General features: G+C 69.8%; 23 protein-coding genes. 13 read left to right on the top strand and 10 right to left on the bottom strand.

Annotated features, from left to right (window positions below; genetic code table 11):
* The first annotated feature begins 8 nt into the window (after positions 1-8).
* The gene (locus ACYVIO_RS25550) at positions 9-770 is read left to right on the top strand and encodes a GAF and ANTAR domain-containing protein (RefSeq protein WP_460653403.1); all 762 of its coding nucleotides are present in this window, start codon (positions 9-11) and stop codon (positions 768-770) included.
* A gap of 3 nt (positions 771-773) precedes the next feature.
* Here the strand turns inward: ACYVIO_RS25550 and ACYVIO_RS25545 are convergent, their stop codons facing one another.
* Positions 774-2,378, bottom strand: coding sequence for a multicopper oxidase family protein (locus ACYVIO_RS25545; protein WP_460653402.1), 1,605 nt, complete (start codon positions 2,376-2,378; stop codon positions 774-776).
* Positions 2,371-2,739, bottom strand: coding sequence for a hypothetical protein (locus ACYVIO_RS25540; RefSeq protein ID WP_460653401.1), 369 nt, complete (start codon positions 2,737-2,739; stop codon positions 2,371-2,373). Before ACYVIO_RS25540 ends, ACYVIO_RS25545 begins: the two co-directional genes overlap by 8 nt.
* 71 nt (positions 2,740-2,810) lie before the next feature.
* On the opposite strand from ACYVIO_RS25540, the gene ACYVIO_RS25535 reads away from it, so the two are divergent.
* On the top strand, positions 2,811-3,695 hold the full coding sequence (locus ACYVIO_RS25535; protein ID WP_460653400.1) for a LysR substrate-binding domain-containing protein: 885 nt from the start codon (positions 2,811-2,813) through the stop codon (positions 3,693-3,695).
* Here ACYVIO_RS25535 and ACYVIO_RS25530 read toward each other — a convergent pair whose 3' ends face one another.
* Complete coding sequence (locus tag ACYVIO_RS25530) at positions 3,696-4,283, bottom strand: SecDF P1 head subdomain-containing protein (RefSeq protein ID WP_460653399.1); 588 nt, start codon at positions 4,281-4,283, stop codon at positions 3,696-3,698.
* Between the two features lie 151 nt (positions 4,284-4,434).
* Here ACYVIO_RS25530 and ACYVIO_RS25525 point away from each other — a divergent pair, with 151 nt between their 5' ends.
* The 4 genes from ACYVIO_RS25525 to ACYVIO_RS25510 all read left to right on the top strand — a co-directional run bounded on the left by ACYVIO_RS25525 (position 4,435) and on the right by ACYVIO_RS25510 (position 8,326).
* Entirely contained in the window at positions 4,435-5,745 is a 1,311-nt protein-coding gene (locus tag ACYVIO_RS25525) for an FG-GAP repeat domain-containing protein (RefSeq protein ID WP_460653398.1), read from the top strand.
* Between the two features lie 11 nt (positions 5,746-5,756).
* Entirely contained in the window at positions 5,757-7,061 is a 1,305-nt protein-coding gene (locus tag ACYVIO_RS25520) for an FG-GAP-like repeat-containing protein (RefSeq protein ID WP_460653397.1), read from the top strand.
* A 145-nt stretch (positions 7,062-7,206) separates the two neighbouring features.
* Entirely contained in the window at positions 7,207-7,893 is a 687-nt protein-coding gene (locus tag ACYVIO_RS25515) for a TetR/AcrR family transcriptional regulator (protein ID WP_460653396.1), read from the top strand.
* Between the two features lie 4 nt (positions 7,894-7,897).
* Positions 7,898-8,326, top strand: coding sequence for a hypothetical protein (locus tag ACYVIO_RS25510; RefSeq protein ID WP_460653395.1), 429 nt, complete (start codon positions 7,898-7,900; stop codon positions 8,324-8,326).
* On the opposite strand, the gene ACYVIO_RS25505 is transcribed toward ACYVIO_RS25510, so the two are convergent.
* On the bottom strand, positions 8,285-8,809 hold the full coding sequence (locus tag ACYVIO_RS25505; RefSeq protein ID WP_460653394.1) for a YceI family protein: 525 nt from the start codon (positions 8,807-8,809) through the stop codon (positions 8,285-8,287). The genes ACYVIO_RS25510 and ACYVIO_RS25505 overlap by 42 nt on opposite strands.
* A gap of 1 nt (position 8,810) precedes the next feature.
* Positions 8,811-9,257, bottom strand: a complete 447-nt coding sequence (locus ACYVIO_RS25500; RefSeq protein WP_460653393.1) for a nuclear transport factor 2 family protein — start codon at positions 9,255-9,257, stop codon at positions 8,811-8,813.
* Positions 9,258-9,394: 137 nt separating this feature from the next.
* Between ACYVIO_RS25500 and sigJ the strand changes: the two genes are divergently transcribed.
* Positions 9,395-10,300 carry an RNA polymerase sigma factor SigJ gene (gene sigJ, locus ACYVIO_RS25495; RefSeq protein WP_460653392.1) on the top strand — a complete coding sequence of 302 codons (906 nt, stop codon included), beginning with the start codon at positions 9,395-9,397 and terminating at the stop codon, positions 10,298-10,300.
* A gap of 276 nt (positions 10,301-10,576) precedes the next feature.
* On the opposite strand, the gene ACYVIO_RS25490 is transcribed toward sigJ, so the two are convergent.
* On the bottom strand, positions 10,577-11,488 hold the full coding sequence (locus tag ACYVIO_RS25490) for an alpha/beta hydrolase (protein WP_460653391.1): 912 nt from the start codon (positions 11,486-11,488) through the stop codon (positions 10,577-10,579).
* Between the two features lie 103 nt (positions 11,489-11,591).
* Between ACYVIO_RS25490 and ACYVIO_RS25485 the strand changes: the two genes are divergently transcribed.
* Both ACYVIO_RS25485 and ACYVIO_RS25480 read left to right on the top strand, forming a co-directional pair.
* Complete coding sequence (locus tag ACYVIO_RS25485; RefSeq protein ID WP_460653390.1) at positions 11,592-12,425, top strand: helix-turn-helix domain-containing protein; 834 nt, start codon at positions 11,592-11,594, stop codon at positions 12,423-12,425.
* 10 nt (positions 12,426-12,435) lie between these two features.
* Positions 12,436-14,055 carry an amylo-alpha-1,6-glucosidase gene (locus ACYVIO_RS25480; RefSeq protein ID WP_460653389.1) on the top strand — a complete coding sequence of 540 codons (1,620 nt, stop codon included), beginning with the start codon at positions 12,436-12,438 and terminating at the stop codon, positions 14,053-14,055.
* Positions 14,056-14,142: 87 nt separating this feature from the next.
* Here the strand turns inward: ACYVIO_RS25480 and ACYVIO_RS25475 are convergent, their stop codons facing one another.
* Positions 14,143-14,628 carry a carboxymuconolactone decarboxylase family protein gene (locus ACYVIO_RS25475; RefSeq protein ID WP_460653388.1) on the bottom strand — a complete coding sequence of 162 codons (486 nt, stop codon included), beginning with the start codon at positions 14,626-14,628 and terminating at the stop codon, positions 14,143-14,145.
* Positions 14,629-14,898: 270 nt separating this feature from the next.
* On the opposite strand from ACYVIO_RS25475, the gene ACYVIO_RS25470 reads away from it, so the two are divergent.
* Positions 14,899-16,938, top strand: a complete 2,040-nt coding sequence (locus ACYVIO_RS25470; RefSeq protein ID WP_460653387.1) for a HelD family protein — start codon at positions 14,899-14,901, stop codon at positions 16,936-16,938.
* Between the two features lie 75 nt (positions 16,939-17,013).
* A complete protein-coding gene (locus tag ACYVIO_RS25465) occupies positions 17,014-18,066 on the top strand; it encodes a serine hydrolase domain-containing protein (protein WP_460653386.1) in 1,053 nt (350 codons plus the stop codon).
* Here the strand turns inward: ACYVIO_RS25465 and ACYVIO_RS25460 are convergent.
* A complete protein-coding gene (locus ACYVIO_RS25460) occupies positions 18,063-18,680 on the bottom strand; it encodes a dihydrofolate reductase family protein (protein ID WP_460653385.1) in 618 nt (205 codons plus the stop codon). The two genes, ACYVIO_RS25465 and ACYVIO_RS25460, sit on opposite strands and share 4 nt — an antisense overlap.
* Positions 18,681-18,760: 80 nt before the next feature.
* Here ACYVIO_RS25460 and ACYVIO_RS25455 point away from each other — a divergent pair, with 80 nt between their 5' ends.
* A complete protein-coding gene (locus tag ACYVIO_RS25455) occupies positions 18,761-19,177 on the top strand; it encodes an MmcQ/YjbR family DNA-binding protein (RefSeq protein ID WP_460653384.1) in 417 nt (138 codons plus the stop codon).
* A gap of 46 nt (positions 19,178-19,223) precedes the next feature.
* Positions 19,224-20,507, top strand: coding sequence for a hypothetical protein (locus ACYVIO_RS25450; RefSeq protein WP_460653383.1), 1,284 nt, complete (start codon positions 19,224-19,226; stop codon positions 20,505-20,507).
* A gap of 9 nt (positions 20,508-20,516) precedes the next feature.
* Here ACYVIO_RS25450 and ACYVIO_RS25445 read toward each other — a convergent pair whose 3' ends face one another.
* Positions 20,517-21,599, bottom strand: coding sequence for a CU044_5270 family protein (locus tag ACYVIO_RS25445; RefSeq protein WP_460653382.1), 1,083 nt, complete (start codon positions 21,597-21,599; stop codon positions 20,517-20,519).
* Positions 21,596-22,111, bottom strand: a complete 516-nt coding sequence (locus ACYVIO_RS25440) for a SigE family RNA polymerase sigma factor (RefSeq protein ID WP_460653381.1) — start codon at positions 22,109-22,111, stop codon at positions 21,596-21,598. Before ACYVIO_RS25440 ends, ACYVIO_RS25445 begins: the two co-directional genes overlap by 4 nt.
* Positions 22,112-22,139: the final 28 nt, after the last annotated feature.

The following is a 22,139-nucleotide window of genomic DNA, read 5'->3' as shown; positions in this document are numbered from 1 at the left end:
GAGGCAAAATGGTGGTCTGGGGCACTCCGACCGGCGGGGTGGCCGTCGTGCGGACCTGGGAGACCGATGTGGCGACGCTTGATCCTGTAGACGGCGCGGCGGCGGACGCGTTCGCCCGGCTGGCGGTCGAGCTGCACGACGCCTCCGGAGTCGACGAAACGGTGGACGCGGTGGTCCACTTCGCGCTCCAGGCGCTCAACTGCACGTACGCCGGGATCGCGCTGGCCACCCGCGGCCACCGGGCAGAGATCGCCGCAGTCACCGACCCGGTCGTCGCCGACGTCTACACCCTGCAGATCGACTCCGAGGACGGCCCACTGATCTGCTCGCTCCGGGACCGGACCACGGTCCTGATCGGCGACACCCACACCGACGACCGCTGGCCGAAGTGGGCCGCCAAGGTCTCCGGCCTCGGGGTCCGCAGCGTGCTCGACGTACCGCTGATGCTCGGCGAGGACGCCCGCACCGTCGGCGTCCTCGGCCTCTACAGCCCCGACCCCGACGCCTTCGGCACCGACGACGAAGCCATCGCCCAGATCCTCGCCCGCCACGCGACCGTCGCGGTCGCCACCGCCCGGCACGAGGAGACGATGGCCCAGGCCGTCGACGCCCGCAAACTCGTCGGCATGGCCATGGGCATCCTGATGGAACGCTTCGACGTCGACGGCGACCGGGCCTTCGCCATCCTGAAGCGCTACTCCCAGGACACCAACACCAAACTCCGCGACGTGGCCCAGCAGTTGGTCGACACTCGCACCCTCCCGCACTGACGCTCAGACGATCTCGAGGTTGGCCATCATTGCCATGTCCTCGTGCTCGGCGTTGTGGCAGTGGAACAGGTAGCGGCCGCGGTAGCCGTCGAAGCGCGTGATGAGCTCGACCGACTCCCCCGGGCGCAGCGCCACCGTGTCCTTGAGACCGGCGTCGTGCGGCAGCGGCGCCTTGCCGCTGCGGGACAGGATGCGGAAGCCGACGAGGTGCAGATGCACCGGATGATGGACGTCGGCCACCAGGCGCCAGATCTCCACGTCACCCAGTCGCACGGTCACGTCCGAACGCGCCGGGTCGAAGGGCCGGCCGCCGATCAGCCAGCCGTGACCGCCGTCCATCCGGCCGGCCCGGAAGGCGAGGTCGCGAACCCGGACTGCGTCCGACCGCTGCCAGTTCGGCAGGTCGTCGGACAGCACCTCCGGGATCCGGCTGTCGTCCCGCGCCCGCCGTACGACGTGGAAGGCCATCACGTCCCGCGTCCGTCCTGAGCCCAGCCGGTTGACGAGGCGCACCTTGCTCCCGACCGGTACGTCGGAGAAATCGACCACGACGTCGTACCGCTCGGCCGGCGCGATCGGCAGATGCCGGTGAACGACCGGTCCGGCCAGCAAACCCTGATCGGCACCGACCTGGACGAGATCGAGCAACCGCCCGTCGTCGGCAACGGCCTCCAACTGGTAGTGCCGGGCGTTCGATGCGTTGAGGATCCGCACCCGGTACCGCGCCGCGTCGACCTCGTGCACCGGCCACGGAGCGCCGTTGACCAGGATCACATCGCCCAGAACCCCTGCCAGATAAGGCTCCCGTACGCCGGGCTGCCCGCGCAGCGTCGGATCGAGCGACGGGTAGTCCAGGCTCCCGTCCGCCGCGAACGACCGGTCCGCGATCATCAACGGCAGCTCCCGCCGCCCCGCCGGAAGCCCGAGCGCGTCCTCGGCGTCGTCGCGGACGATCTGCAGCCCGGCCAGGCCGCGCCAGATCGCGGGAGCGGTGAAGTCCATCCGGTGATCGTGGTACCAGAGCAGCGTCGGCCGCTGATCGACCGCGAAGCTGTACTCCCGCGTCACCTGGCTCACCACCGCCCGCGGATCGTGCATCCCGTGCCCGCCGGCTGCCCCGTGCCCGCCTCCCCCGCCCTGATCGCCGCCCATCCCGTGACCACCGTGCGCGGCCCACCCCTCGGGCAGCACCAGATCGGTCGGATACCCATCAGCCTCCGGCGTACTCCGGCCGCCGTGCAGGTGCACCACCGTCGGCACCGGCAACTCGTTGCGGTGAGCAACAGTCACCGCCCGGCCCCGGCGGGTCTCGATCGTCGGCCCGGGAAACGTTCCGCCATACGTCCACAACCGCGTGCGGATCCCCGGCAGGATCTCCGCACTCACCTCCCGCTGCGTGATCTCGTACCGATCGCCGACCGGCGCCAGCACCGCGGGAATCGGCAGCGGCACCTGGAACGCCGGCGGCAACGGCACCCCGCTCCGCAACTCCGCACCCGTGTACGACGGCCGCCGCGACAGCACCGCCGACGCCGACAACCCACCCGCCGCCGTCACCCCGAGCGCCGCCCCGATCCCCAGCACCCGCCGCCTGGACACGTCACGCATCAGCCAGCTCCCGCCGCCACCAGACCGCGACGAACAGCACCACGAGCCCGGCGATCGTCATCACGCCAAGCGGCAGGTGCAGCCACAGCGCGCCGGCCATCCCCGCGAAGTACTGCGCGGTCTCCGCCGCGACCAGCACCACCGTCGCCACGAACGGCCAACTCACCCGCCGCCGGACCCACACGACGATCGCCACCACCAGCTGCACGTACCCGATCGACGTGACGACGTTCGCCCCGACCTCGTGCATCCGCAGCCCGTCGAAGTCCCCGCTGAGGTAGACCCCGGCGAAGACCGGCTGGGCGACGATCGTCACCAGGTGCGCGCTCACCAACCACTTCAGCACCGCATCGCTTCTCACGCCTCGAAGCTATGATCCGCCGGTTATTCTGTCGAAGACCAATATCGCTATGCCGTTATGCTCGGAGCGACATGGACCTCAACTCGCTGCAGCACTTCCTCGTCGTCGCCCGGCTCGAACACCTCAGTCGCGCGGCCGAGGAACTGCACGTCGCCCAACCTTCACTGAGCCGCACGATCGCCCGTCTCGAGAACGAACTTGGTACGCCGCTGTTCGACCGGGCCGGCCGGCTCCGGCTCAACGACGCCGGCCGGCTCTTCCGTCAGTACGCCGAACGCTCGCTCGGCGAACTCGACGCGGGTCGGCGCGCTGTCGCCGACGCGACCGGCGCGGGTTTCGGCACGGTCCGCGTCGGGTCGGAGACCTTCCTGACGATCACCGCCGCGCTGAAGGCGTACAAGGAAGACCGGCCCGGTGTCGAGATCGAGCTGCTCCAGCTCCCGGCCGCGGAGATGTCCCGTTTGCTGAGGGCGCAGGAGCTCGACCTCTGCCTCGCGTCGCAGCCGATCCCCTCCGAAGGGCTCGAGAGTGTGCAGTTGCTCGACGAGCAGGTGTGGCTCGCGACGTCCGTCGACCACCCGCTGTCGAACCTGAAGTCCGTGACCATCGACGAGCTGGCCGACGTACCGTTCGTCAGCGCGCGGCCGGGCCACTGGCACCGCCGTCTACTCGACCGGATGTTCGCGGAGCACGGCCTGACGCCGCGGATCGTGTGCGAGGCCGACGAGGCCGGCACGCTCGCCGAACTGATCAGCGGCGGCTTCGGTGTCGGACTGGTCCCCGACCTCGCGCGCCGCTCGACCCTCGCGCCGCCGGGTGCTCTCGTCGCGATCGACAACCCCGGCTGCCGCCGTACGCTCACGCTCTCGTGGAGCAGCGACAGCTACCTGTCCACTGCCGCCAAGCAATTGCGGACGACGCTGACGGAGTGGGACTGGCACCACCCACCCCGCTGATCAGCCACCCAGGGCGTCGGCCAGCTTCTCCGCGTCCTCCTTGGTGAACTGGCCGGCGCTGATCTCGATCTGGCCGCCGGTGATCGCCGACATCACCGACGGCGCGCTCACCACCTTGCCGTCGACGACGATCGCGATCTGGTTGGCCGGCGGCGACTTCTTCGACACGTCGGCCGTGAGCTCCTCGAACGCCTTGCTGCCTTCGTCGTCGAGCTGCAGCGAGACGACCCAGCTGGCGTTGCTGAGCTTCGCCTCGGCCTTCGACACGTTCCGGCCGTCGAGCTCCACCTTGCCGACGGTGTAGCCCGTCCCGTCCGCGCCACAGACGATCCCGGGCGTCGACGGCGGCGACGCGCACACGCCCGGATCCGCCGTCACGACCCGGCGGAACTCGACCGCGGCCGGGTTGCGCGGCGTCCGCGGCTCGGACGACTCCGACCCGTCGTCGTTGTTGCGCAGCACCACGACCACGGTCAGCGCGATCAGCACGAGCACCACCACAGCGAGCACTCCGACGAGGAGCAGCGGCCCGCGACTCTGCTTCGGCGGACCGTACTGCGGAGGTGGGTACGGCGTCTGCTGGGTCATGAGCCGATCCTATCCGCGACGCCGCCGCGACGCGCCGAAACCCCTTGTACTGCATGGATTCCCGTCTGCACATTGCTGCAGAAACACTTCCCGTACGCCGGTTCGGCACGTCACAGTCTCACCACTTCTACCGCCCAGAAATGAGTGAACCGTGAAGAAACTTCTCGCCGGCCTCGCCGGTGCCGCCGTCCTGGTCGCGACGCTCACGACCGCTTCCACCGCCGCCGCCGTCCCACCGACGCCGACTTTCCCGGCGGCGATCGACGGCTACGCGTCGTACGTGACGCCGGGCTGCGACCCGACCGCCAAGGCCGGCCCGGTGAGCCTGCAGGCGATGCTCGACGCCGAGTACCCCGGCCAGAACAGCATGGGCATCACCCGCCCCTGCAACGTCGGCGAACCGAGCGACCACCACGACGGCCGCGCGCTCGACTTCGGCTTCAACGCCAACAACTCGACCCAGCTGGCCAACGCGAACGAGCTGCTGAACTGGATGCTCGCCACCGATCAGTACGGCAACAAGCACGCGCTGGCCCGGCGCCTCGGCATCGTCTACCTGATCTGGAACCACAAGATCTGGAAGGCCTACGAGCCCAACTCCGGCTGGCAGAACTACACCGGCCCGAACCCGCACACCGACCACATCCACTTCAGCTTCAGCTGGGCCGGCGCCCGCAAGCAGACGACCTGGTGGACCAGCGGCGGCGCCGCGCCGACCGCGGCCGAGAGCATCAACGGCGACAAGTACGACGACCTGCTGGCCGTCGACCCCGACAACACGCTGCGGATCTACCCGGGCAACGCGACCGGCACCTTCGGCGGCTCGGCCGACATCGGTCCGGGCTGGTCGTCGTACTACAACCGGATCGGCGTCAGTGACTCCAACGCCGACGGTGCCGCGGACATCTTCGCCACCTCGACCGACGGCAAGCTGCACTACTGGCACAACTCCGGGCACGGCACCTTCACCAAGCTCGCCAACGAGGGCGACGGCTGGGACAGCATGGAGTGGCTGACGTTCGTCGACCTCAACAAGGACAACAAGGCCGACATCGTCGCGCGCGACGGCGGGATCCTCTACTGGTACCCCGGCAAGGGCAACGGCGCGTTCGGCCAGCGGGCCCGGATCGGCGAGGGCTGGGCGAACATGGAGTTCGCCGGTGGTGACGCCGACGGCGACGGGGACGGCGACCTCTGGGCCACCGATGCCTCCGGCAACCTCTTCTACTACCGCGGCGCCGGCAACGGCACCTTCTCCACCCGCGTCGACGTCGGCGGCGGCTGGGCCGGCTTCGGCCCGATGAACGCCATGGACGTCAACGGCGACGGCAAGGCCGACCTGGTCGCCGTACGGACCAGCGACGGCCACCTGTTCCGGTGGACCGGCAAGGGCACCGGCGCGCTCAACACCGGCCAGGACGTCGGCCAGGGCTGGACCAACTACCGTCCCGCCACCTACTGAGGAGCCTGACCATGAACAGCAAGCTGCTCAAGAGATCCCTGGCCGGACTGGCCATCACCCTGCTCACCGTCGCCGGTACGGCGGTCACCGCGCCGGCTTCGTCGGCGCAGGTGGACGCCAAGCCCAACTTCGAGCTGCCGTTCCCGTGCGGCGAGAAGTGGAACGGCGCGACGTACACCGGGCACGGTGGCGACAACTACTTCCCGCTGGACTTCAACTGGGGCGCGGGTGACGACGACCTCGGCAAGCCGGTCGTCGCGAGTGCGGCCGGTGTCGCCACCCAGGGCGCGGCCGGCGTCATCACGATCGACCACGGCGGCGGCTGGAAGTCGGAGTACCGGCACCTCAGCTCCCGTGACGTTGCCAGCGGCACCCAGGTCGCCCAGGGCCAGTTCATCGGCCGGGTCGGTGCCGTGGGCAACGCGAGCGGGCCGCACCTGCACTACGCGCAGGTCTACAACGGCAACGAGCAGCACATCGAGCTGCACGGTGAGTTCGTCACGTACAGCTTCGACTACAACGGCCCGCTCTACACGAGCTACAACTGTGGCGGTGGTGTCACCAATCGCGCGGCCGAGAGTGTCAACGGCGACAAGTACGACGACCTGCTGGCCGTCGACCCGACCAACACGATGAAGCTCTACCCCGGGAACGCGAACGGCACCTTCGGCGGCTCGAGCGAGATCGGGCCGGGCTGGTCGTCGTCGTACAACCGGATCGGGGTCGGCGACAGCAACGCCGACGGGTACGCCGACATCTACGCGACCGCGACCGACGGCTCGCTGAACTACTGGCTGAACAACGGCAACGGCGGCTTCTCCAAGCTCGCCGCCGAGGGCGTCGGCTGGAACTCGCTCGAAGGTCTTGCCGTTGTCGACATCAACAAGGACAACAAGGCCGACATCGTCGGCCGCGACGGCGGGATCCTCTACTGGTACCCGGGCGCCGGTCCGGGCGCCTTCGGGCAGCGGATCCGGATCGGTGAAGGCTGGGCCGGCTTCGGCACGATCGCCGGTGCGGACGCCGACGGTGACGGGGACGGCGACCTGTGGGGTGCCGATGCCAGCGGCAACCTGTTCTTCTGGAAGGGCGGCGGCTCCGGCGCGTTCGCGGTGAAGATCGACGTCGGTGGTGGCTGGAACGGCTTCGGCGCGTTCAACGCGATGGACGTGAACGGGGACAGCAAGGCCGACCTGGTCGCCGTACGGAAGAGCGACGGTCACCTGTTCCGCTGGACCGGCAAGGGCGACGGCGGGTTCAACACCGGCCAGGACATCGGGCAGGGCTGGACGGGGTACCGACCGGCTACCTACTGATCCCGTGAGCGGCTGACGGTGCCACGCCCCCGGCGCCGTCAGCCGCACCGGTTCTCTTGTGGACCATGTTCCTAAACTAGCGATTATGACGACACCACGCACCCCGGTGCTGGGATCGGGCCGCGCCGGACAGCATGATGGGGGCGTGCCCAGATCCAGCGTCAGCAGCGGCCAGACCGGCCGGCCACCTGTCACCTCACGCGCCGAGATCCTCGCCGCGGCCCGCCGGGTGATCGACCGGGACGGCTGGGAGAAGCTGACGATCCGCGGCCTGGCGGGCGAGCTCGGCATCGGCGCGACGACGCTGTACCACCACGTCCGGGACAAGGAGGACCTGCTGCTCCTCCTGCTCACCGAGTACGCCGCACAGCTCCCGCGCCCTGACCTGCCCGCGGAACCGCGCGACCGGATCGTCGCCGTCGGCCTGCTCATCCACGACGCGTTCGCCGCCTGGCCCTGGGCCGCCGAGGTCCTCACCACCGACGGCTTCGTCGCCCGGATCGGCGACCCGGCCCTCTGGTTCGTCGAGACGATCCTGGCCGGCGCCGCCGACCACGGCTGCACCCCGGCGCAGGGCGTCCTGATCTTCCGCAACATCTGGTACTTCACCGTCGGCGAGATCCTGGTCCGCGCCCGCACCGCCCGCCGCCACCCCGACGGCGACTTCCCGCCCGCCGAGAACAGCCCGTTCAACGGCCTGGGGAACGCGCAACTCCCCCACCTGACCGCCATCGCCCCCCAGTGGGGCGAGATCGCCCAGTCGAACACCTTCCCCCAGGGCCTAGCCGCACTGGTCGACGGCCTCCTCGCCCAAGCCACCCCTTTAAGCTGACCAGGTGGAGAGCGAAACCAGTTGGCGTGATCGGCGGCGGGATGCGGCCGCCGAGCAGGCGGCGGCACTGGACCGTCGGCGCGCGCAGGAGACCGCCAAGGCCCACGACCTGCTCGTCGAGTTCGTGCAGCAGGCGAAGGCCGCCGGGATCGAGCCTGAGCCGTTGCGCGCCCAGGTCGTCGGCTCAGGCGCCAGCTACCGGACCAACCTCGTCGGCTGGTACCTGAAGCGCAACCGCTCTCTCGCAGTCGATGCCGACGGCAACTTCTATCTGCTCGGCGTCCGCCCGAGCCTGAAGGCCCGCCTGTCCGGCCTTCAGATCGAGCCGTCCGACCCGCCGCTCACGGTCGGCCTGGGCGCCCGCGACGGCGAGTCGATGCCGCTCAAGCAGCTACTGCACCTCCGCCTCGAAGCCGGCCCCGACTGGACCTGAGATCCGCCGGACGGCGGCGACCTCGAGCCGCACCTCCACGTCGTACCCGAGCAGCAGTCCCCATCCCTCGGCGAGCCCGTTCCACTTCACCTGCCAGTCGCGGCGGTCGAGCCTGAGCTCGCCCTGGAAGGTCAGCCCCTCGCCCTTCCGCAGCTCGAAGGCGACCGACTTCGCGACACCGCGAATCGTCAGCACCCCGGTCACCCGCAAGGCGCTACCGTCGAGCCGCACCACCTCCGTCGACACGAACGTGGCCAGCGGATGCTCGGCCGTCGCCAGGAAGCTCCGGCGCAGGTGATCGTCCCGCCGCGAGTTGGCGGTCTCGATGCTGCCGGTCCGGAACGTCAGCTCGACGCTCGCGCTCGCCGGATCGTCGCCGTCGACGGACAGACTCCCTTCGACCTTCTCGAAGGTGCCGTGGACCTTCCCGAACACCTGCCGGACGGTGAAGCCGAGCCGCGCGTCGAGCGTGTAGTCGTTCATCTCAAGCCTCCGGGGAGTTGCCCTCGCCGGGCAACGGGGTCGGGTCCTGATACCTCATCTCGTACGAACGCTCGGCGAACTTCCAGCCGTCGGGCGTCCGCCGGTACCGGTCGTGGTAGATCGAGCAGTTGAAGTTCGAGCGCCCGTCGTACAGGCGGCCGAACTCCGTCACGTAGGCCCGTCCGGTCGCCGTGTCGCCGTCGATCTCCAGTGAGCCGAGGTGGGCGGTCTGGACGAAGTACTCCCACAGCTTCTGCAGCCGCGCGATCCCGTCCCGGATCGTCTCCCGCCCGGCGAACTCGAGGTCGATGTGCCCGATCCGCCAGACCCCGTCCTCGGTGAACAGGTCCGCCAGCCGCGCGTAGTCCCGCTGCATCCCCGCGTCGGTGAACTCACCCCGCAGAGCCTCGATCTCGACCCGGTCGGCGATAGCCTCGAAGTCCCTCATCGGTCGTCCTCTCCTCACTCGTCTGCTGTTCGTCCGGTACGACGAAGCAGCCGCACGGAGTGTGAGGCCTGACAGTTCGGGAGGCTGTGTCGTCGTACCGGATGACAGGCAGGACCAGCGAGCGGCGGGAGCGACGGATGACCGAGGACGACAGCCTCAGCCGGGTGATCGACGAGCGGCGGCAGTTGATCAACCTGGCGTACCGGATGCTCGGTTCACTCGCGGACGCCGAGGACGTCGTCCAGGAGACCTACGCGCGCTGGTACGCGCAGACCGCGGCGCAGCGCGAGGCGATCGACACCCCTGGCGCCTGGCTGACCACGGTCGCGAGCCGCATCTGTCTCGACGTCCTCGGTTCGGCCCGTGCGCGAAGGGAGCGGTACGTCGGCGAGTGGATCCCCGAACCGCTCCCGGACGACACCGACTGGCTCGGAGGCCGAGCGAGCACGCCCAGCGATCCCGCCGACCGGGTGACCCTGGACGAGTCGGTCAACATGGCCTTCCTCGTCGTGCTGGAGTCGATGACGCCGGCCGAGCGGGTCGCGTTCGTCCTGCACGACGTGTTCCGCTACCCGTTCCCCGAGGTCGCCGAGATCGTCGGCCGTACGCCGGCCGCCTGCCGCCAACTCGCCTCGTCCGCCCGCCGCCGCCTGACCGGTTCCCGTGCACCCGTCCGCCCCGCGCCCGAACACGCCGACGTGGTCCGCGCCTTCCAGCAGGCCTGGTCCGCCAACGACGTGAACGCCCTGATCGGCGTACTGGACCCCAACGCCCTGGCCGTAGCCGACGGCGGCGGCGTGGTCACCGCCCACCTGGACCCCGTCACCGGCGCCGCCCAGATCGCCCAGATGCTCGTCGGCATCTCGTCCCTGGCCCCCGGTTTCACCATCCTCGAACGCCAGGTCAACGGCCGCCCCGGCATCATCGCCCAGCTCGACGGCACCACAGTCGTCGTCATGGCCCTCCACGTCGAACACAACCGAGTCAGCAACATCTGGGCCATCCGCAACCCCGAAAAGCTCCGCCCGTGGACGATCAGCTAAGCACCCACCACTGACCAGTCGCCCCCGGCCGACACCCACCACTGATCAAGCGCACCGAACGCCCGGTTCCGGCCCGGGCTGAGCGTGAAGGCCGGGCCGGGGCAACCGTTGATCAGTGGTGGCGGTCGATCTCCGACAACACCGCCTGCCGCCTGCCGCCTGCCGCCTGCCGATCAACGCCCACCACCGTCCAAGGGGTGCTGGGGATCGAGATCCGGCCTCGGGTGAGCGTGGAGGCGGGAAAGGGCGACCGTTGGTGGGTGGTGGTCGTCGGCGCTAGCGAGCGACGGATGCGGTGTAAAACGCGGCCAGGTCCTCGACGGCCGGGTCGACGTACTCGGGCTTGTCGTAGAGGTCGACGTGGGAGGCGCCTTCGATCCAGTGGACGCGCTTCGGGCTGGTTGCGCGTTGGAAGGCGTCGAGGGTCATCCAGGTGGTGACAGCGCGGGAGCCGACCACCATCAGCAGCGGCTGGCGGATCAGCGGTACGGCGGTGAAGGCGTCGAAGGTGGCCATGCGGTCGACGCTCGGCCAAGGCATGGTTCCGGCCGACCGAGGGTGTTCACCCCGCGGCGTGCGGTAGTACTCAAACCCCTCGAGGCCGTGCTCGCCGCCAAGAGCGCGGGCGTCGTCGGCCGTGACCGGGAAGAGGTTCAGCGGTTCGACTGCCTCTCCGCGGGCTTCCGCCGTACGGGCTGCCGCGGCCGCGTCGAGCAGGCTCTGGAAGACGGCCGGGTCCTGCGTGCCGTCGGCGCCGAGCCGGAACTGACGGGCTACGTCGGCGGCGCTGACCGTGGCGACGGCCTTGATGCGGTGGTCGCCCGCGGCGGCGTTCAAGACGTAGCCGCCGGAGGCGCAGATCCCGAGAACCCCGATCCGTTCGGGATCGACTTCCGGCCGGGTGGTCAGGTAGGACACGGCCGCCTTGAAGTCCTCGATGCGCTGGGCCGGATCCTCCAGCCCACGCGGCGAGCCGCCGCTCTCACCCTGGTACGCCGCGTCGAAGGCGAGCGCGACGAAGCCGGCCTCGGCCAGCTTCCCGGCGTACAGGCCGGACGCCTGCTCCTTCACGCCGCTGCCAGGATGCCCGACCACGATCGCCGGGCCCGGCTTCGCCTGCTCCGGAAGGTAGAGGTGACCGGCAATCGTGATGCCGTTGCTGGGGAAACTCACTGTGTGCTTGCTCATGGCACCACGCTCTCCCCGCGGCAACCACCGCAAAAGAGTCGGCTTTCTGCCCGGGAAGGATCCTTCCCTCCCACCACCGCTCGCCCCGGCCGACAATGGAGCCATGACCGACGAACTGGGTGCCTTCCTCAAAGCGCGACGGGCCGCGTTGTCGCCGTACGAGGTCGGACTGCCGGACACCGGTCAGCGCAGGGTCGCGGGACTGCGGCGCGAGGAGGTCGCGCAGCTCGCGGCGATCAGCGTCGACTACTACACCCGCCTCGAGCAGGGCCGCGTGCAAGCTTCAGCGACCGTGCTCGCCACGCTCGTCCGCGCCCTGCGCCTGACCGACGACGAGCAGACCTACCTGTACGCCGTCGCCGGCAAGACCGACTCCCGCCCGCGCCGTCGTCGCCCGGTGCAGAAGGTCCGCCCGGCGATCCGGCGGTTGCTCGACCAACTCGGGGAGACCCCGGCCGTTGCCCTCGGCCACCGGATGGACATCGTCGCCTGGAACCGCACGGCCGCCGCGCTCTTCACCGACTTCGGGCAGCTTCCTGTTGCCCATCGCAACTACATCCGGTTGCTCTTCACCGATCCCGCGGTCCGGGCGATGCACGTCGACTGGCAACACGACGCCCGCGATGCCGTCGCCGCGCTGCGGATGGAGGCCGCGGCCGCCCCGGACGATCCGGCGCTCGCGCAACTGGTCGGTGAGCTGTCGGTCTCGGACGCCGAGTTCCGCGTCTGGTGGGCCGAGCAGCGGGTCAACTCGGCGGCGTACGGGACCAAGCACTACCACCACGCGGTCGTCGGCGACCTCACGCTCGACTGCGATGTGTGGGCCAGTCCGGACGGGAGTGGGCAGCGGCTGATGGTGCTGACGGCCGAGCCCGGCTCGCCGTCGTACGACGGACTGCGGATCCTCGCCTCGTGGGAGGCATCGCATATCCAATAGGATCTGGCGCATGGACTTCGACCTTCGCGAGATCCCCTTCAGCCGGCGCGGCTCCTGGCTCGCCCTCTCCCCTGTCGTCGCGTACGGCGTGGTGGCGGAGGACGTCCATCTCGTCACACACCAGACCAAACACGTGGGCGTACTCGCGTTGAAGCCGTCCGCGCCGAGTGAGGTCGTGGGGACGCCGGAGGTGCTGCGGTGGGAGGCCGCGGATGGGCGGATCGAGGCGGTGTTCGAAACGGTCGACACGGTGAGGTTCCGGGGACAGGGGCTGGTGCTGGAGTTGAGCGGCGACGACGAGGCGCACCTGTTCGTCGATCCGACCGACCTGAGCCCGGTGTTTGCGAGCCACGCCTCCGGGCGGAGGTACCGGATCACGATGCTGCGCGGGGAGGCCACGACTGGGCCTGGGCGGAGTGTTCGGCTGGACGGCGAGGGCGGCTGGGAGGCGGTCGTCGAGGAGTTCGGGACCGCGCGACCGCCGTACGAGCGGACGGCGGAGTTCGATCAGGTGGTCGCCGAGGTGCGGACTGAGTTCGGGGAGTTCGTCGAGCGTGTCGCCGGGTGGCGGACCGACGAGTACCCGGCGGCCGAGGCCGCTGCGTACGTGCTGTGGGCGAGCATCGTGCGGGCCGACGGGTTCGTCACGCGCGAGGCCGCGTTGATGTCGAAGCACTGGATGGATCGGGTGTGGAGCTGGGACCACGCGTTCAACGCGCTCGCGCTGGCGCCGGGTGAGCCTGAGCTCGCGCTCGATCAGTTCCTGATGCCGTTCGATCATCAGGAGGCGAGTGGCGCGCTGCCGGATGTCGTCGGGCATTCGGGGATCGTCTACAACTTCGTCAAGCCGCCGATTCACGGGTGGGCCTGGCGGAAGTTGTCCGGGAAGGCCGATCCCGAGGTGTACGAGCGCCTGGCGGCCTGGACGAAGTTCTGGCTGGATCGGCGGCGCGTCCCTGGGCATGCGTTGCCGCACTACCAGCACGGGTTCGACAGCGGGTGGGACAACGCGACGATCTTCGATCACGAACCGGTGATCGAGTCTCCGGACCTGGCGACCGTGCTCGTCCTGCAACTGGACGCGCTCACCGCACTGGCCGACGAGCTCGGGCGGGCCGACGATGCGGCGTACTGGAGTGCCACGGCCGACGAGATCGTCGCGGCGCTGCTCACCGAGCTGTACGACGGGGAAGGCTTCGTCGCGCGGGGTGCCTTGAGTCGTACGGCGAGCAAGACGACCAGCCTGGTCACCGCGCTGCCGATCATGCTCGGGCGCCGACTGCCGGCCGAGGTCGTCGAGCAGCTCGTCGCGAAGATCCGCCGGCATCTGACCGACTGGGGGCTCGCGTCGGAGGACCCGCGCTCCGACGACTACACCGCTGACGGCTACTGGCGCGGGCCGATCTGGGCGCCGCCGAGCGTGCTGCTCGACGACGGGCTGCGCTCCGTCGGCCAGGGCGATCTGGCCGACGAAGCGAGCACCCGCTTCCGCCGGCTGTGCGAGCAGTCCGGCTTCGCGGAGAACTTCGACGCGCTGACCGGCGAGGGCCTGCGCGACCGGGCGTACACGTGGACCGCCAGCGCCTACCTCCTGCTGGCCCGCGAGGACGCGGCCCGTCGCCGCCGCTGACCTGCAAGTCCGCGCGACTTCCAGGAGCCGCGCCCACTTGTAGGTGGATGCGGCCAGTAGGCGAAGCGGACTTGCCCGTGGATCCGGCTAGTTGGCGAACGCGGCGACCATGGCGGGGTCGTACGAGCCGCCGGGGTTGCGGACGATCACGTTCATCCGGTTGGCGGCGTTGATCAGGGCGACCAGGCAGACCAGTGCGCCGACCTCGTCGTCGGTGAAGTGCTTGCGGACGGCGTCCCAGGTCTCGTCGCTGACTCCTTCGGAGGCGTCGGCCAGCCGGGTGCCTTCCTCGGCCAGTGCGAGAGCGGCCCGCTCCGCCTCGGTGAAGACCGTGGCCTCACGCCAGACGGCGACCAGGTGGAGGCGCTGCTGCGACTCGCCCGCGGCGGTCGCCTCCTTGGTGTGCATGTCCACGCAGAACGCGCACCCGTTGATCTGGCTGGCGCGCAGCTCGACGATCTCCAGCAGGGTCTTCGGCAGCGTCGACTGCTCGAAGATCCCCGCCACCGAGTACAGCCGCTTCGCGACCTTCGCCGCCGTCGGGCTCTCGAACAGGTTGAACCGTGCTTCCATCATCGTCTCCTCTGTCGGTGTTGCTCACGAGACACCGACCGCCCGGGGCGCGTGACAGCCCGCCGGAGTGACCTGGGCCTCACCGGGAAATCGAGTGGTGATCGACCTCACCACCTGCTAGCGTCGCCGGTCTGTCTTTTCGGGTGGCTTGTCTGCACTGCGTGAAGGGTCGAAACGAACCGGACGTACTCCGGGGCGGGATCTCGAAGATCGCCGCCGACACCGTCGTTCGTTTCCCTCCACCACGACAGCACGAGAGGTCTCACACCGATGGCCGAACCCCAGCAGAACTCCGAGCTCGACCAAGAGCGCGACTACCTCACCGAGTCCCGGGCCGCACTGCGCCGGATGCACCACGACGTCACCGTCCGGGAGATCCCGGTGATCGGCGGCGAGGACAACGACGAGCGCTTCACCAACGAGGCCAACCAGCGCGCCCACCAGCAGCGGACCCTGGCGCTGCTCGACCTGCCCGACGTCCCGCTGTTCTTCGGCCGGCTCGACTACGAGCAGGGCGCGATCGAGGACCTCGACCGGTTCTACATCGGCCGCCGGCACGTGCACGACGGCACCGGCGTACCGATGGTGATCGACTGGCGGGCGCGCGTCTCGGTCCCGTTCTACCGGGCGACCCGCAGCGATCGGCAGCAGGTCCTGCTGCGGCGCCGGTACGGGTTCTCCGACACCGCCGAGCTGACCGGCTTCGAGGACGAGCCGATGGTCGGCGCCGAGGAGCTCGACCAGGCCGACAGGTTCCTGCGCGCCGAGATCGAGCGCCCGCGCACCGGCCCGATGCGCGACATCGTCGCCACGATCCAGCCCGAGCAGGACGACCTCGTCCGCGCTCCCCTGCAGCCGAGCGTCTGTGTCCAGGGCGCACCCGGTACGGGCAAGACCGCCGTCGGCCTGCACCGCGTCGCGTACCTGCTCTACACCGAGCGCGAGCGGCTGAGCCGCGGCGGCGTCGTGATCGTCGGGCCGAACCGCTCGTTCCTGTCCTACATCCGCAAGGTCCTGCCCGCGCTCGGCGAGGTGAACGTCCGGCAGATCACCATCGAGGAACTGATCACCCAGCCCGTGCTCGCCGTCGACAGCTCGGAGGCCGCACGCCTCAAGGGCGATGCCCGGATGGCCGAGATCCTGCTCCGCGCGCTCTGGACCTCCGTCGGTACGCCGGCCGAAGGAATCCTGTACAGCAAGGGATCCCAGCGCTACCGCGTGCACGACTACGAGCTGGTCGACATCGTCACCGCCCTGCACGGATCGACCCGCTACACCCCAGGCCGGAACGCACTCGCGCAGCGCATCGCGCACGCCGTACTGGTCCTGATGGAACGCCGGGGCGAGTCGCCCGACGACCGCGTCCAGAACGCCGTCGCCCGGTCGAAGCCGGTGAAGCAGCTCGTCGACGCGGTGTGGCCGAAGGTGACGCCCGAGCAGGTTCTATGGAAGTTGTTCTCCGACGCGGAGTTCCTCGCAGCGCAAGCGCCTGAGCTGACCGAGGAGGAGCGGACAGCACTGCTCTGGCCGAAGCCCCCGCGCTCGGCCAAGTCGGCGAAGTGGTCGAGCGCCGACACCGTGCTGCTGGACGAGCTCGACGACCTGATCGAGCGGCACGCCGGTTCGCTCGGGCACCTCGTGCTGGACGAGGCGCAAGATCTGTCCGCGATGCAGCTGCGCGCGCTCGGACGACGCTGCCGGACCGGCTCGGCGACGGTGCTCGGCGATCTCGCCCAGGCAACGACCGCGTGGGCCGCGGGTCCGTGGGACCAGGTCCTCGCTCATCTCGGCAAGGAGGACGGCATCGTCGCCGAGCTCGACCGCGGCTTCCGGGTGCCCGAGCAGATCATCAACTTCGCGGCGCAGCTGCTGCCGACCATCGCGCCGACGCTCGGCACGCCGAGCGGGATCCGAACCGTTGCCGAGGCCCTCAAAGTCGTTGCCACTGACAAGCAAACCTTCGCGGCAACGATCGTGGAGGCATGCCAGGAGGCACTGGCCGGCGTCGGGTCGGTCGCGCTGATCGCGGCGGACGACCAGGTCGAGCAGCTGCGCGACGTACTGGCCGAGGCCGGTCTGCAGGCCGCGCTGCTCGGTACGGTCGAGGACGCGATGGACACGACCCGCCTGGTCTGCGTCCCGGCAACGCTTGCGAAGGGGCTCGAGTTCGACGCGGTGGTCGTCGCCGAGCCGGCGCGGATCGTCGCGGCCGAGCCGCGCGGGCTGCAGCGCCTGTACGTCGTACTGACGCGCGCGGTCAGCCGGTTGCAGATCGTGCACGCCGATCCGTTGCCCGCAGCCCTGGGATAGCGGGGGTTACCCCGAGGGCCGGTTCAGGTCTTTCCCGGTTACCCGCGACCGGTGGGCGGCGGCAGGGTGGTGCTCATGATGATGACCCTGGGGACCGCGGTCCTGAGCACCGCGCTGATGGCGACGCCGCTACCCACCACCGAACTGCAGCAAGAGGTCGACGCCGTCGTCGCCGCGGGCGCCACGAGCGCGACAGCCGAAATCAGCGGCGACGGCCGGCCCGTCCGCGCATCGAGCGGGACTGCCATCGCCGGCACGAACTGGCCGGTGCCGCAGAACGCGCGGTTCCGGATCGGTAGCGAGACCAAGACGTTCCTGGCGACCGTCGTACTGCAACTCGTCGACGAAGGCCGGCTGAACCTCGACGACAAGGTCGAACGCGTGCTGCCGGGCGTCGTCCACGACGACCGGATCACGGTCCGGCAGCTGCTCAACCACAGCAGCGGGCTGCACGAGGTGCTCGCGACCATGCCGTCACCGCGGTCGGAGGAGTTCCTGCAGATCCGCTGGAAGACGTGGACCACCGAGGAGCTCGTCGCCCGTGCGACGGCGTTCCCGGTGGACTTCGAGCCCGGCTCCAAGGTCGTCTACAACAACACCGGCTACCTGGTCCTCGGCCTGATCGTCGAGAAGGTCACCGGCCACTCGTACGGCGACGAGATCAAGCACCGGATCATCCAGCCGCTGCAGCTGAAGAGCACGTCGCTCCCCGGGACGAACCCGTTCATCCTCGGACCGCACGCGCGCGGCTACCTGCCGCTCGAGCGCGGGCTGGTCGACATCACCGAGGTCAACCCGTCGATCCTGAACGCGGCCGGGGAGATGATCTCCACCACCCGCGACCTGAACCGCTTCTTCCAGGCCCTGCTGGGCGGCGAGCTGCTCCCCGCCGGCCTCATGCAGGAGCTGAAGACCACCGCGCACGAATCCAAGTACGGACTGGGCATCATCAGCCGTGCCCTGCCGTGCGGCACGGCCTGGGGCAAGGACGGTGACGCGCCGGGCTACTCGACCTGGACCTTCGTCGCGCCGGACAACCACCGCAGCGTCACCGTCTCGGTCACCTGGGGAGCGGGCAACCACAAAGCCGCCGTCAACGCGCTCCTCGACAAGGAGCTGTGCCGCTAGCGTCGCACGAGCCGAACATGGGTAACCGCCGGCGAGCTGATCTGCTGCACGACCTCGTACTGCTTCAACGCGTCTCCGAGGCCGGCGAACAGCGGCTCGCCGGCACCGGCCAGGATCGGCGCGACGGCGATGTCGAGCTGGTCGATCAGCCCCGCCCGCAGGTACTGCCGGACCGTCGCCGCACCGCCCGCGACGATGACGTCCTTCTCCCCCGCCGCGGCGCGCGCCTTGTCGAGCACGACCTCGATCGGCTCGTCGGTGAAGTGGAAGGTCGTGCCACCCTCCATCCGCACGTCCGCCCGCGGGTGGTGGGTGAACACCCACACATCGTGGTGGTACGGCGGGTTGGCGCCCCACCAGCCGGTCCACGACTCGTCCGGCCACTCGCCACGCACCGGCCCGAACATGTTGCGCCCCATGATCGTCGCCCCGAACGACTCGGCATCCAGCCCGACCTCGGCGTCCAGCCCGGTCGCGGTCCCGTCGAACAGCGGGTCCATCCAGTCGTGCAGGTGGTCGACGCCGTCCCCGAACGGCTCCTCCAACCGCTGGTTCGTGCCCGCGCCGAACCCGTCCAGCGTGATCGTGAAATTGTGAACCCGAACCTTGCCCATGATCGTTTCCCTCCGATGAGTTCCTGCTGACACCCCTTGGTCGGAGCCGCCGAACTCGTTTTGACATCTAAACTGACCAGATGCCGGGGCGCAGAGCGAAGGTTGCCGACGTGCACGAGATCGCGCTCGCGATGCCGCACGTCACGGTCGAGCAGGGCGGGTCGGGCAACCCGGTCTACCAGGTCGGCGGGAAGTCGTTCGTGTTCTTCCGAACGCCGCGGCCGGACGCGTTCGACCCGGAGACCGGCGAACGGTACGACGACGTGATCGTGATCTGGGTTCCGGCGGAGGAGGACAAGCTCGCCCTGGTCGCCGACGAGGACGGTCCGTTCTTCACCACCCCGCACTTCGACGGGCACCTGTCCGTCCTGGTCCGCGGCAGTCAGCTCGGCGGCCTGTCCCGGCAGGAACTGGCCGAGGTGATCCAGGACGCCTGGCTCTCGCGCGCCTCGAAACGCAGAGCGACGACCTGGCTCGACGAGCATCGGCTGGCCTGATCCCGAGCTATCGTCCGGCTGCAAGGTCGTACTCGGGGAGGTAGTCATGTCGGGCTTGGTACTAACAGTCGTCCTGTTCATCGGCGTTGTGGTCGCGGCCGGAATCGTCTGGGGCATCGTCGCGCTCGTACGGCGGCAGCAGTACATCAAGTCGCTGCGCGAACGCGGCTGGACCTTCGTGAACAGCCCGGACTACAGCACCGTCGCGCGGCTCGACAACCCGCCGTTCGGCCTCGGCTTCCGGCGTGACCCCGACGACCAGATCACCGGTCACACCACCTCCGGCCGCCCGTTCCAGGTGATCGAGTACAAGTCCGAGCACTGGAAGGGCTGGGTCGGCATGGTCACGCTGTCCCGCCGCCTGCCCGAGCTCTGGGTGATGGGCGGCGAGGCCCGTCCCCGGTACGGCGTGGAGGCGGCGAAGATGCCGTCCCCGGGAGCCCTCGGACCCGGCTGGCAGATCGGTGGGCTCGACCCGGCGTACGCCGCTGAAGTGCTCACCCCGCAGGTGTGCAACCAGCTCAACGGGCTGGCGGGCGGAATGCCGGGGCTCAACCTCAGCATCGACTCCGACCAGCTGACCGTGCTCGACCCGCCGCGCAAGGACGTCGATCAGCTCGGTCCCTGGCTGGACCAGCTCGCCGCCGTCGCCGACGCGATCGACGCGACGCCGATCGACCACCGGATCCAGCCGGAACTGCCGCCGCGCTTCTCGTTCTACCACCACCCGGACTGGTACTGGATCGGCGTCGACGACAGCCTGCTGCAGGTCACCCCGACCTCCCGCTCCGGTCACAGCCACCGCACCGAGAACGTGATCCGCGGCCGCGACGGCGACGGCCCGCCGTTCGTCGCGTTCACCCACCACTGGCAGACCACCCGGACCGAGACCTCCACCGACAGCGAGGGCCGGACCACGACCCGGACCGTGACCGAGAACCACAGCGAGGCGATCCTTGGGTTCCAGCTGCCGGTCCGGATGCCCGAGCTGACCGTCGCCGGCCGCTCGTTCGGGCGCGGGATCAGCTTCGAGAGCGAGCAGTTCAACGACCAGTTCAAGGTGAAGTCGCCGAACACCAAGTTCGCGTACGACGTGATCCACCCGCGCCAGATGGAGTACCTGATGGCGACCTCCCCGGCGCCGTTCCGGATCGTCGAGGACTGGGTCTGGTTCGCCCCCGGCGACCACAGCCAGCCGTCGATCGCGCACAGCTCGCGGTTCCTGCGCGAGTTCCTGGCCGGCGTCCCGCGGTTCGTGTGGCGCGACCTCGGTCTGGCCGAGTCGCCGTACCCGCCGCTCGACACCGTTGCGGTGCCGGGCGGCAGGTGACGGCTCAGCTCACTTCAGCGCCGCCGTCGGAGCAACTGGCTTGGCATCGGTCCAGCCCGACGCCAGCACCACGGTCCGGCCGCTCTTACCGCCGATGCGCTCGCTGCTCAGCAGCCGCCCGCTGTGCGGCTCGATCAGCAACCTGATGTTCGTCTGCCGGCCCGGGAACGAGAAGCTGACCGCCGTCCCCTTGCGTCCGAGTGTGTCCGGGACGTTCTCCTCGACCACGGCTCCGGGCAGCCCGGACAGCAGCCGCAGCGCCGCCCCTCGCACCTTCGGAAGCGCCGGGGTCGTCTCCAGCAGAGCCGTCGACATGCTGACCAGGTACGACGTGTCGTCGGCCGCCGGTGCCCGGTCGGCCTTGTCCTGCAGCAACCGCGCCCGCAGCCCGGCCGGAGTCGACGGCAGTGCCAGGATCTCCGCCAGCGGCACGCCCTCGGCACCCAAGGCGTCGTACCGGTCGGCCGAACCGTGCAACTCGATCAGCTCACCCTTGCCGGGCACGGCGGTGATGATCAGATCCCTGGGCACGACCGTGTCGGTCTTGCCCAGGTTCCAGCTGGTCGGAGAACCTGCCTGCCGCCAGACCGCCTCGTCGGCCGCGGTCGCGGGCTTCGCGCCGAGCGACCGCATACCCCGGTACGACGAGCCACCCGTGCGGCCCGTCCACATCTCCTGCACGAAGGTCTCACGGATCTTGTACGGCGCCTTGGTGCTCCCGACGGGAAGGTCCCGGGTCCAGGTCGTCCGGACCCGGAAGTACTTGCCGTCGGCCGCTTCACCTCGCTCCTCGGCCGCCGCCGCGACGAGCAGCACATCGCCCGCGGTCACCGTCTTCACCGGCGGCTCGGCCGGAGCGGACGCGACCGGTGAATCACCGGCGTCGGCCGGTGCATCACCGGGCGCGAGTACCAGCGGCACCGCGAGAGCCGCCACGGCCACCAGAGTCCCGGCACCGAGCAGGCCGGCTCCTCCCAGTCGCCGGCGCCGGGCGGCCAACTTGGCCCGCCCGAGGTCGGCCGCGACCTCGTCGTCGCCGACCACCGGCTCCGGGCCGGCCACCTCGTCGAGCAGTCTCTTCAGATCGGTCATCGCACGTTCTCCAGGTTGTCCACAGGGTCGACGATCAGGTCGCGGAGCTTGTCGAGTCCCCGCGCGGTCTGGCTCTTCACGGTGCCTTGGCTGCACCCCATCAACTCAGCCACGACGGCCACCTCCAGGTCGCAGAAGAACCGCAGCACCACGACCGCCCGCTGCCGCTTCGGCAGCCGGCCGAGCGCCGCGCGCATGACCAGCCGGTCCTCCGCACCGCCGGCCGGAACCGGTCCGGCCTCGGCCGGTTCGTCGGTCAGCGTCTCCCGGTGCCGCCAGAACCGGGCCTTCTCGTCCAGGAACACGTTGACCAGGATCTTGTCGGCGTACCGGTCCGGGCCGAGCTCCGGGCTGACCCGGTGCCACTTCAGGTAGAGCTTCGTGAGCGCGGTCTGCACCAGGTCCTCGGCCCAGTGCGCGTCGCCGGTGGTGAGCAGCCGCGCGATCCGTACCATCCGCCCGCGGTGGGCGGCGACGTACCTCGAGAACTCCTGGTCGCGGTCGGTGGCCACGCATCTCCTTCGGGTCGCGGTCGTGGGG

Source organism: Kribbella endophytica, from assembly GCF_054781295.1.
The sequence above is the reverse complement of the archived record's forward strand: the minus strand, read 5'-3'. Positions and strand labels throughout refer to the sequence as shown.

Bases quoted from the DNA above. Each gene is read 5' to 3' on its own strand.
- ACYVIO_RS25550 (WP_460653403.1), top strand. From the start codon at position 9: ATGGTGGTCTGGGGCACTCCGACCGGCGGGGTGGCCGTCGTGCGGACC.
- ACYVIO_RS25545 (WP_460653402.1), bottom strand. From the start codon at position 2,378: ATGCGTGACGTGTCCAGGCGGCGGGTGCTGGGGATCGGGGCGGCGCTC.
- ACYVIO_RS25535 (WP_460653400.1), top strand. From the start codon at position 2,811: ATGGACCTCAACTCGCTGCAGCACTTCCTCGTCGTCGCCCGGCTCGAA.
- ACYVIO_RS25530 (WP_460653399.1), bottom strand. From the start codon at position 4,283: ATGACCCAGCAGACGCCGTACCCACCTCCGCAGTACGGTCCGCCGAAG.
- ACYVIO_RS25520 (WP_460653397.1), top strand. From the start codon at position 5,757: ATGAACAGCAAGCTGCTCAAGAGATCCCTGGCCGGACTGGCCATCACC.
- ACYVIO_RS25505 (WP_460653394.1), bottom strand. From the start codon at position 8,809: ATGAACGACTACACGCTCGACGCGCGGCTCGGCTTCACCGTCCGGCAG.
- ACYVIO_RS25500 (WP_460653393.1), bottom strand. From the start codon at position 9,257: ATGAGGGACTTCGAGGCTATCGCCGACCGGGTCGAGATCGAGGCTCTG.
- sigJ (WP_460653392.1), top strand. From the start codon at position 9,395: ATGACCGAGGACGACAGCCTCAGCCGGGTGATCGACGAGCGGCGGCAG.
- ACYVIO_RS25490 (WP_460653391.1), bottom strand. From the start codon at position 11,488: ATGAGCAAGCACACAGTGAGTTTCCCCAGCAACGGCATCACGATTGCC.
- ACYVIO_RS25485 (WP_460653390.1), top strand. From the start codon at position 11,592: ATGACCGACGAACTGGGTGCCTTCCTCAAAGCGCGACGGGCCGCGTTG.
- ACYVIO_RS25480 (WP_460653389.1), top strand. From the start codon at position 12,436: ATGGACTTCGACCTTCGCGAGATCCCCTTCAGCCGGCGCGGCTCCTGG.
- ACYVIO_RS25475 (WP_460653388.1), bottom strand. From the start codon at position 14,628: ATGGAAGCACGGTTCAACCTGTTCGAGAGCCCGACGGCGGCGAAGGTC.
- ACYVIO_RS25470 (WP_460653387.1), top strand. From the start codon at position 14,899: ATGGCCGAACCCCAGCAGAACTCCGAGCTCGACCAAGAGCGCGACTAC.
- ACYVIO_RS25465 (WP_460653386.1), top strand. From the start codon at position 17,014: ATGATGATGACCCTGGGGACCGCGGTCCTGAGCACCGCGCTGATGGCG.
- ACYVIO_RS25460 (WP_460653385.1), bottom strand. From the start codon at position 18,680: ATGGGCAAGGTTCGGGTTCACAATTTCACGATCACGCTGGACGGGTTC.
- ACYVIO_RS25455 (WP_460653384.1), top strand. From the start codon at position 18,761: ATGCCGGGGCGCAGAGCGAAGGTTGCCGACGTGCACGAGATCGCGCTC.
- ACYVIO_RS25450 (WP_460653383.1), top strand. From the start codon at position 19,224: ATGTCGGGCTTGGTACTAACAGTCGTCCTGTTCATCGGCGTTGTGGTC.
- ACYVIO_RS25445 (WP_460653382.1), bottom strand. From the start codon at position 21,599: ATGACCGATCTGAAGAGACTGCTCGACGAGGTGGCCGGCCCGGAGCCG.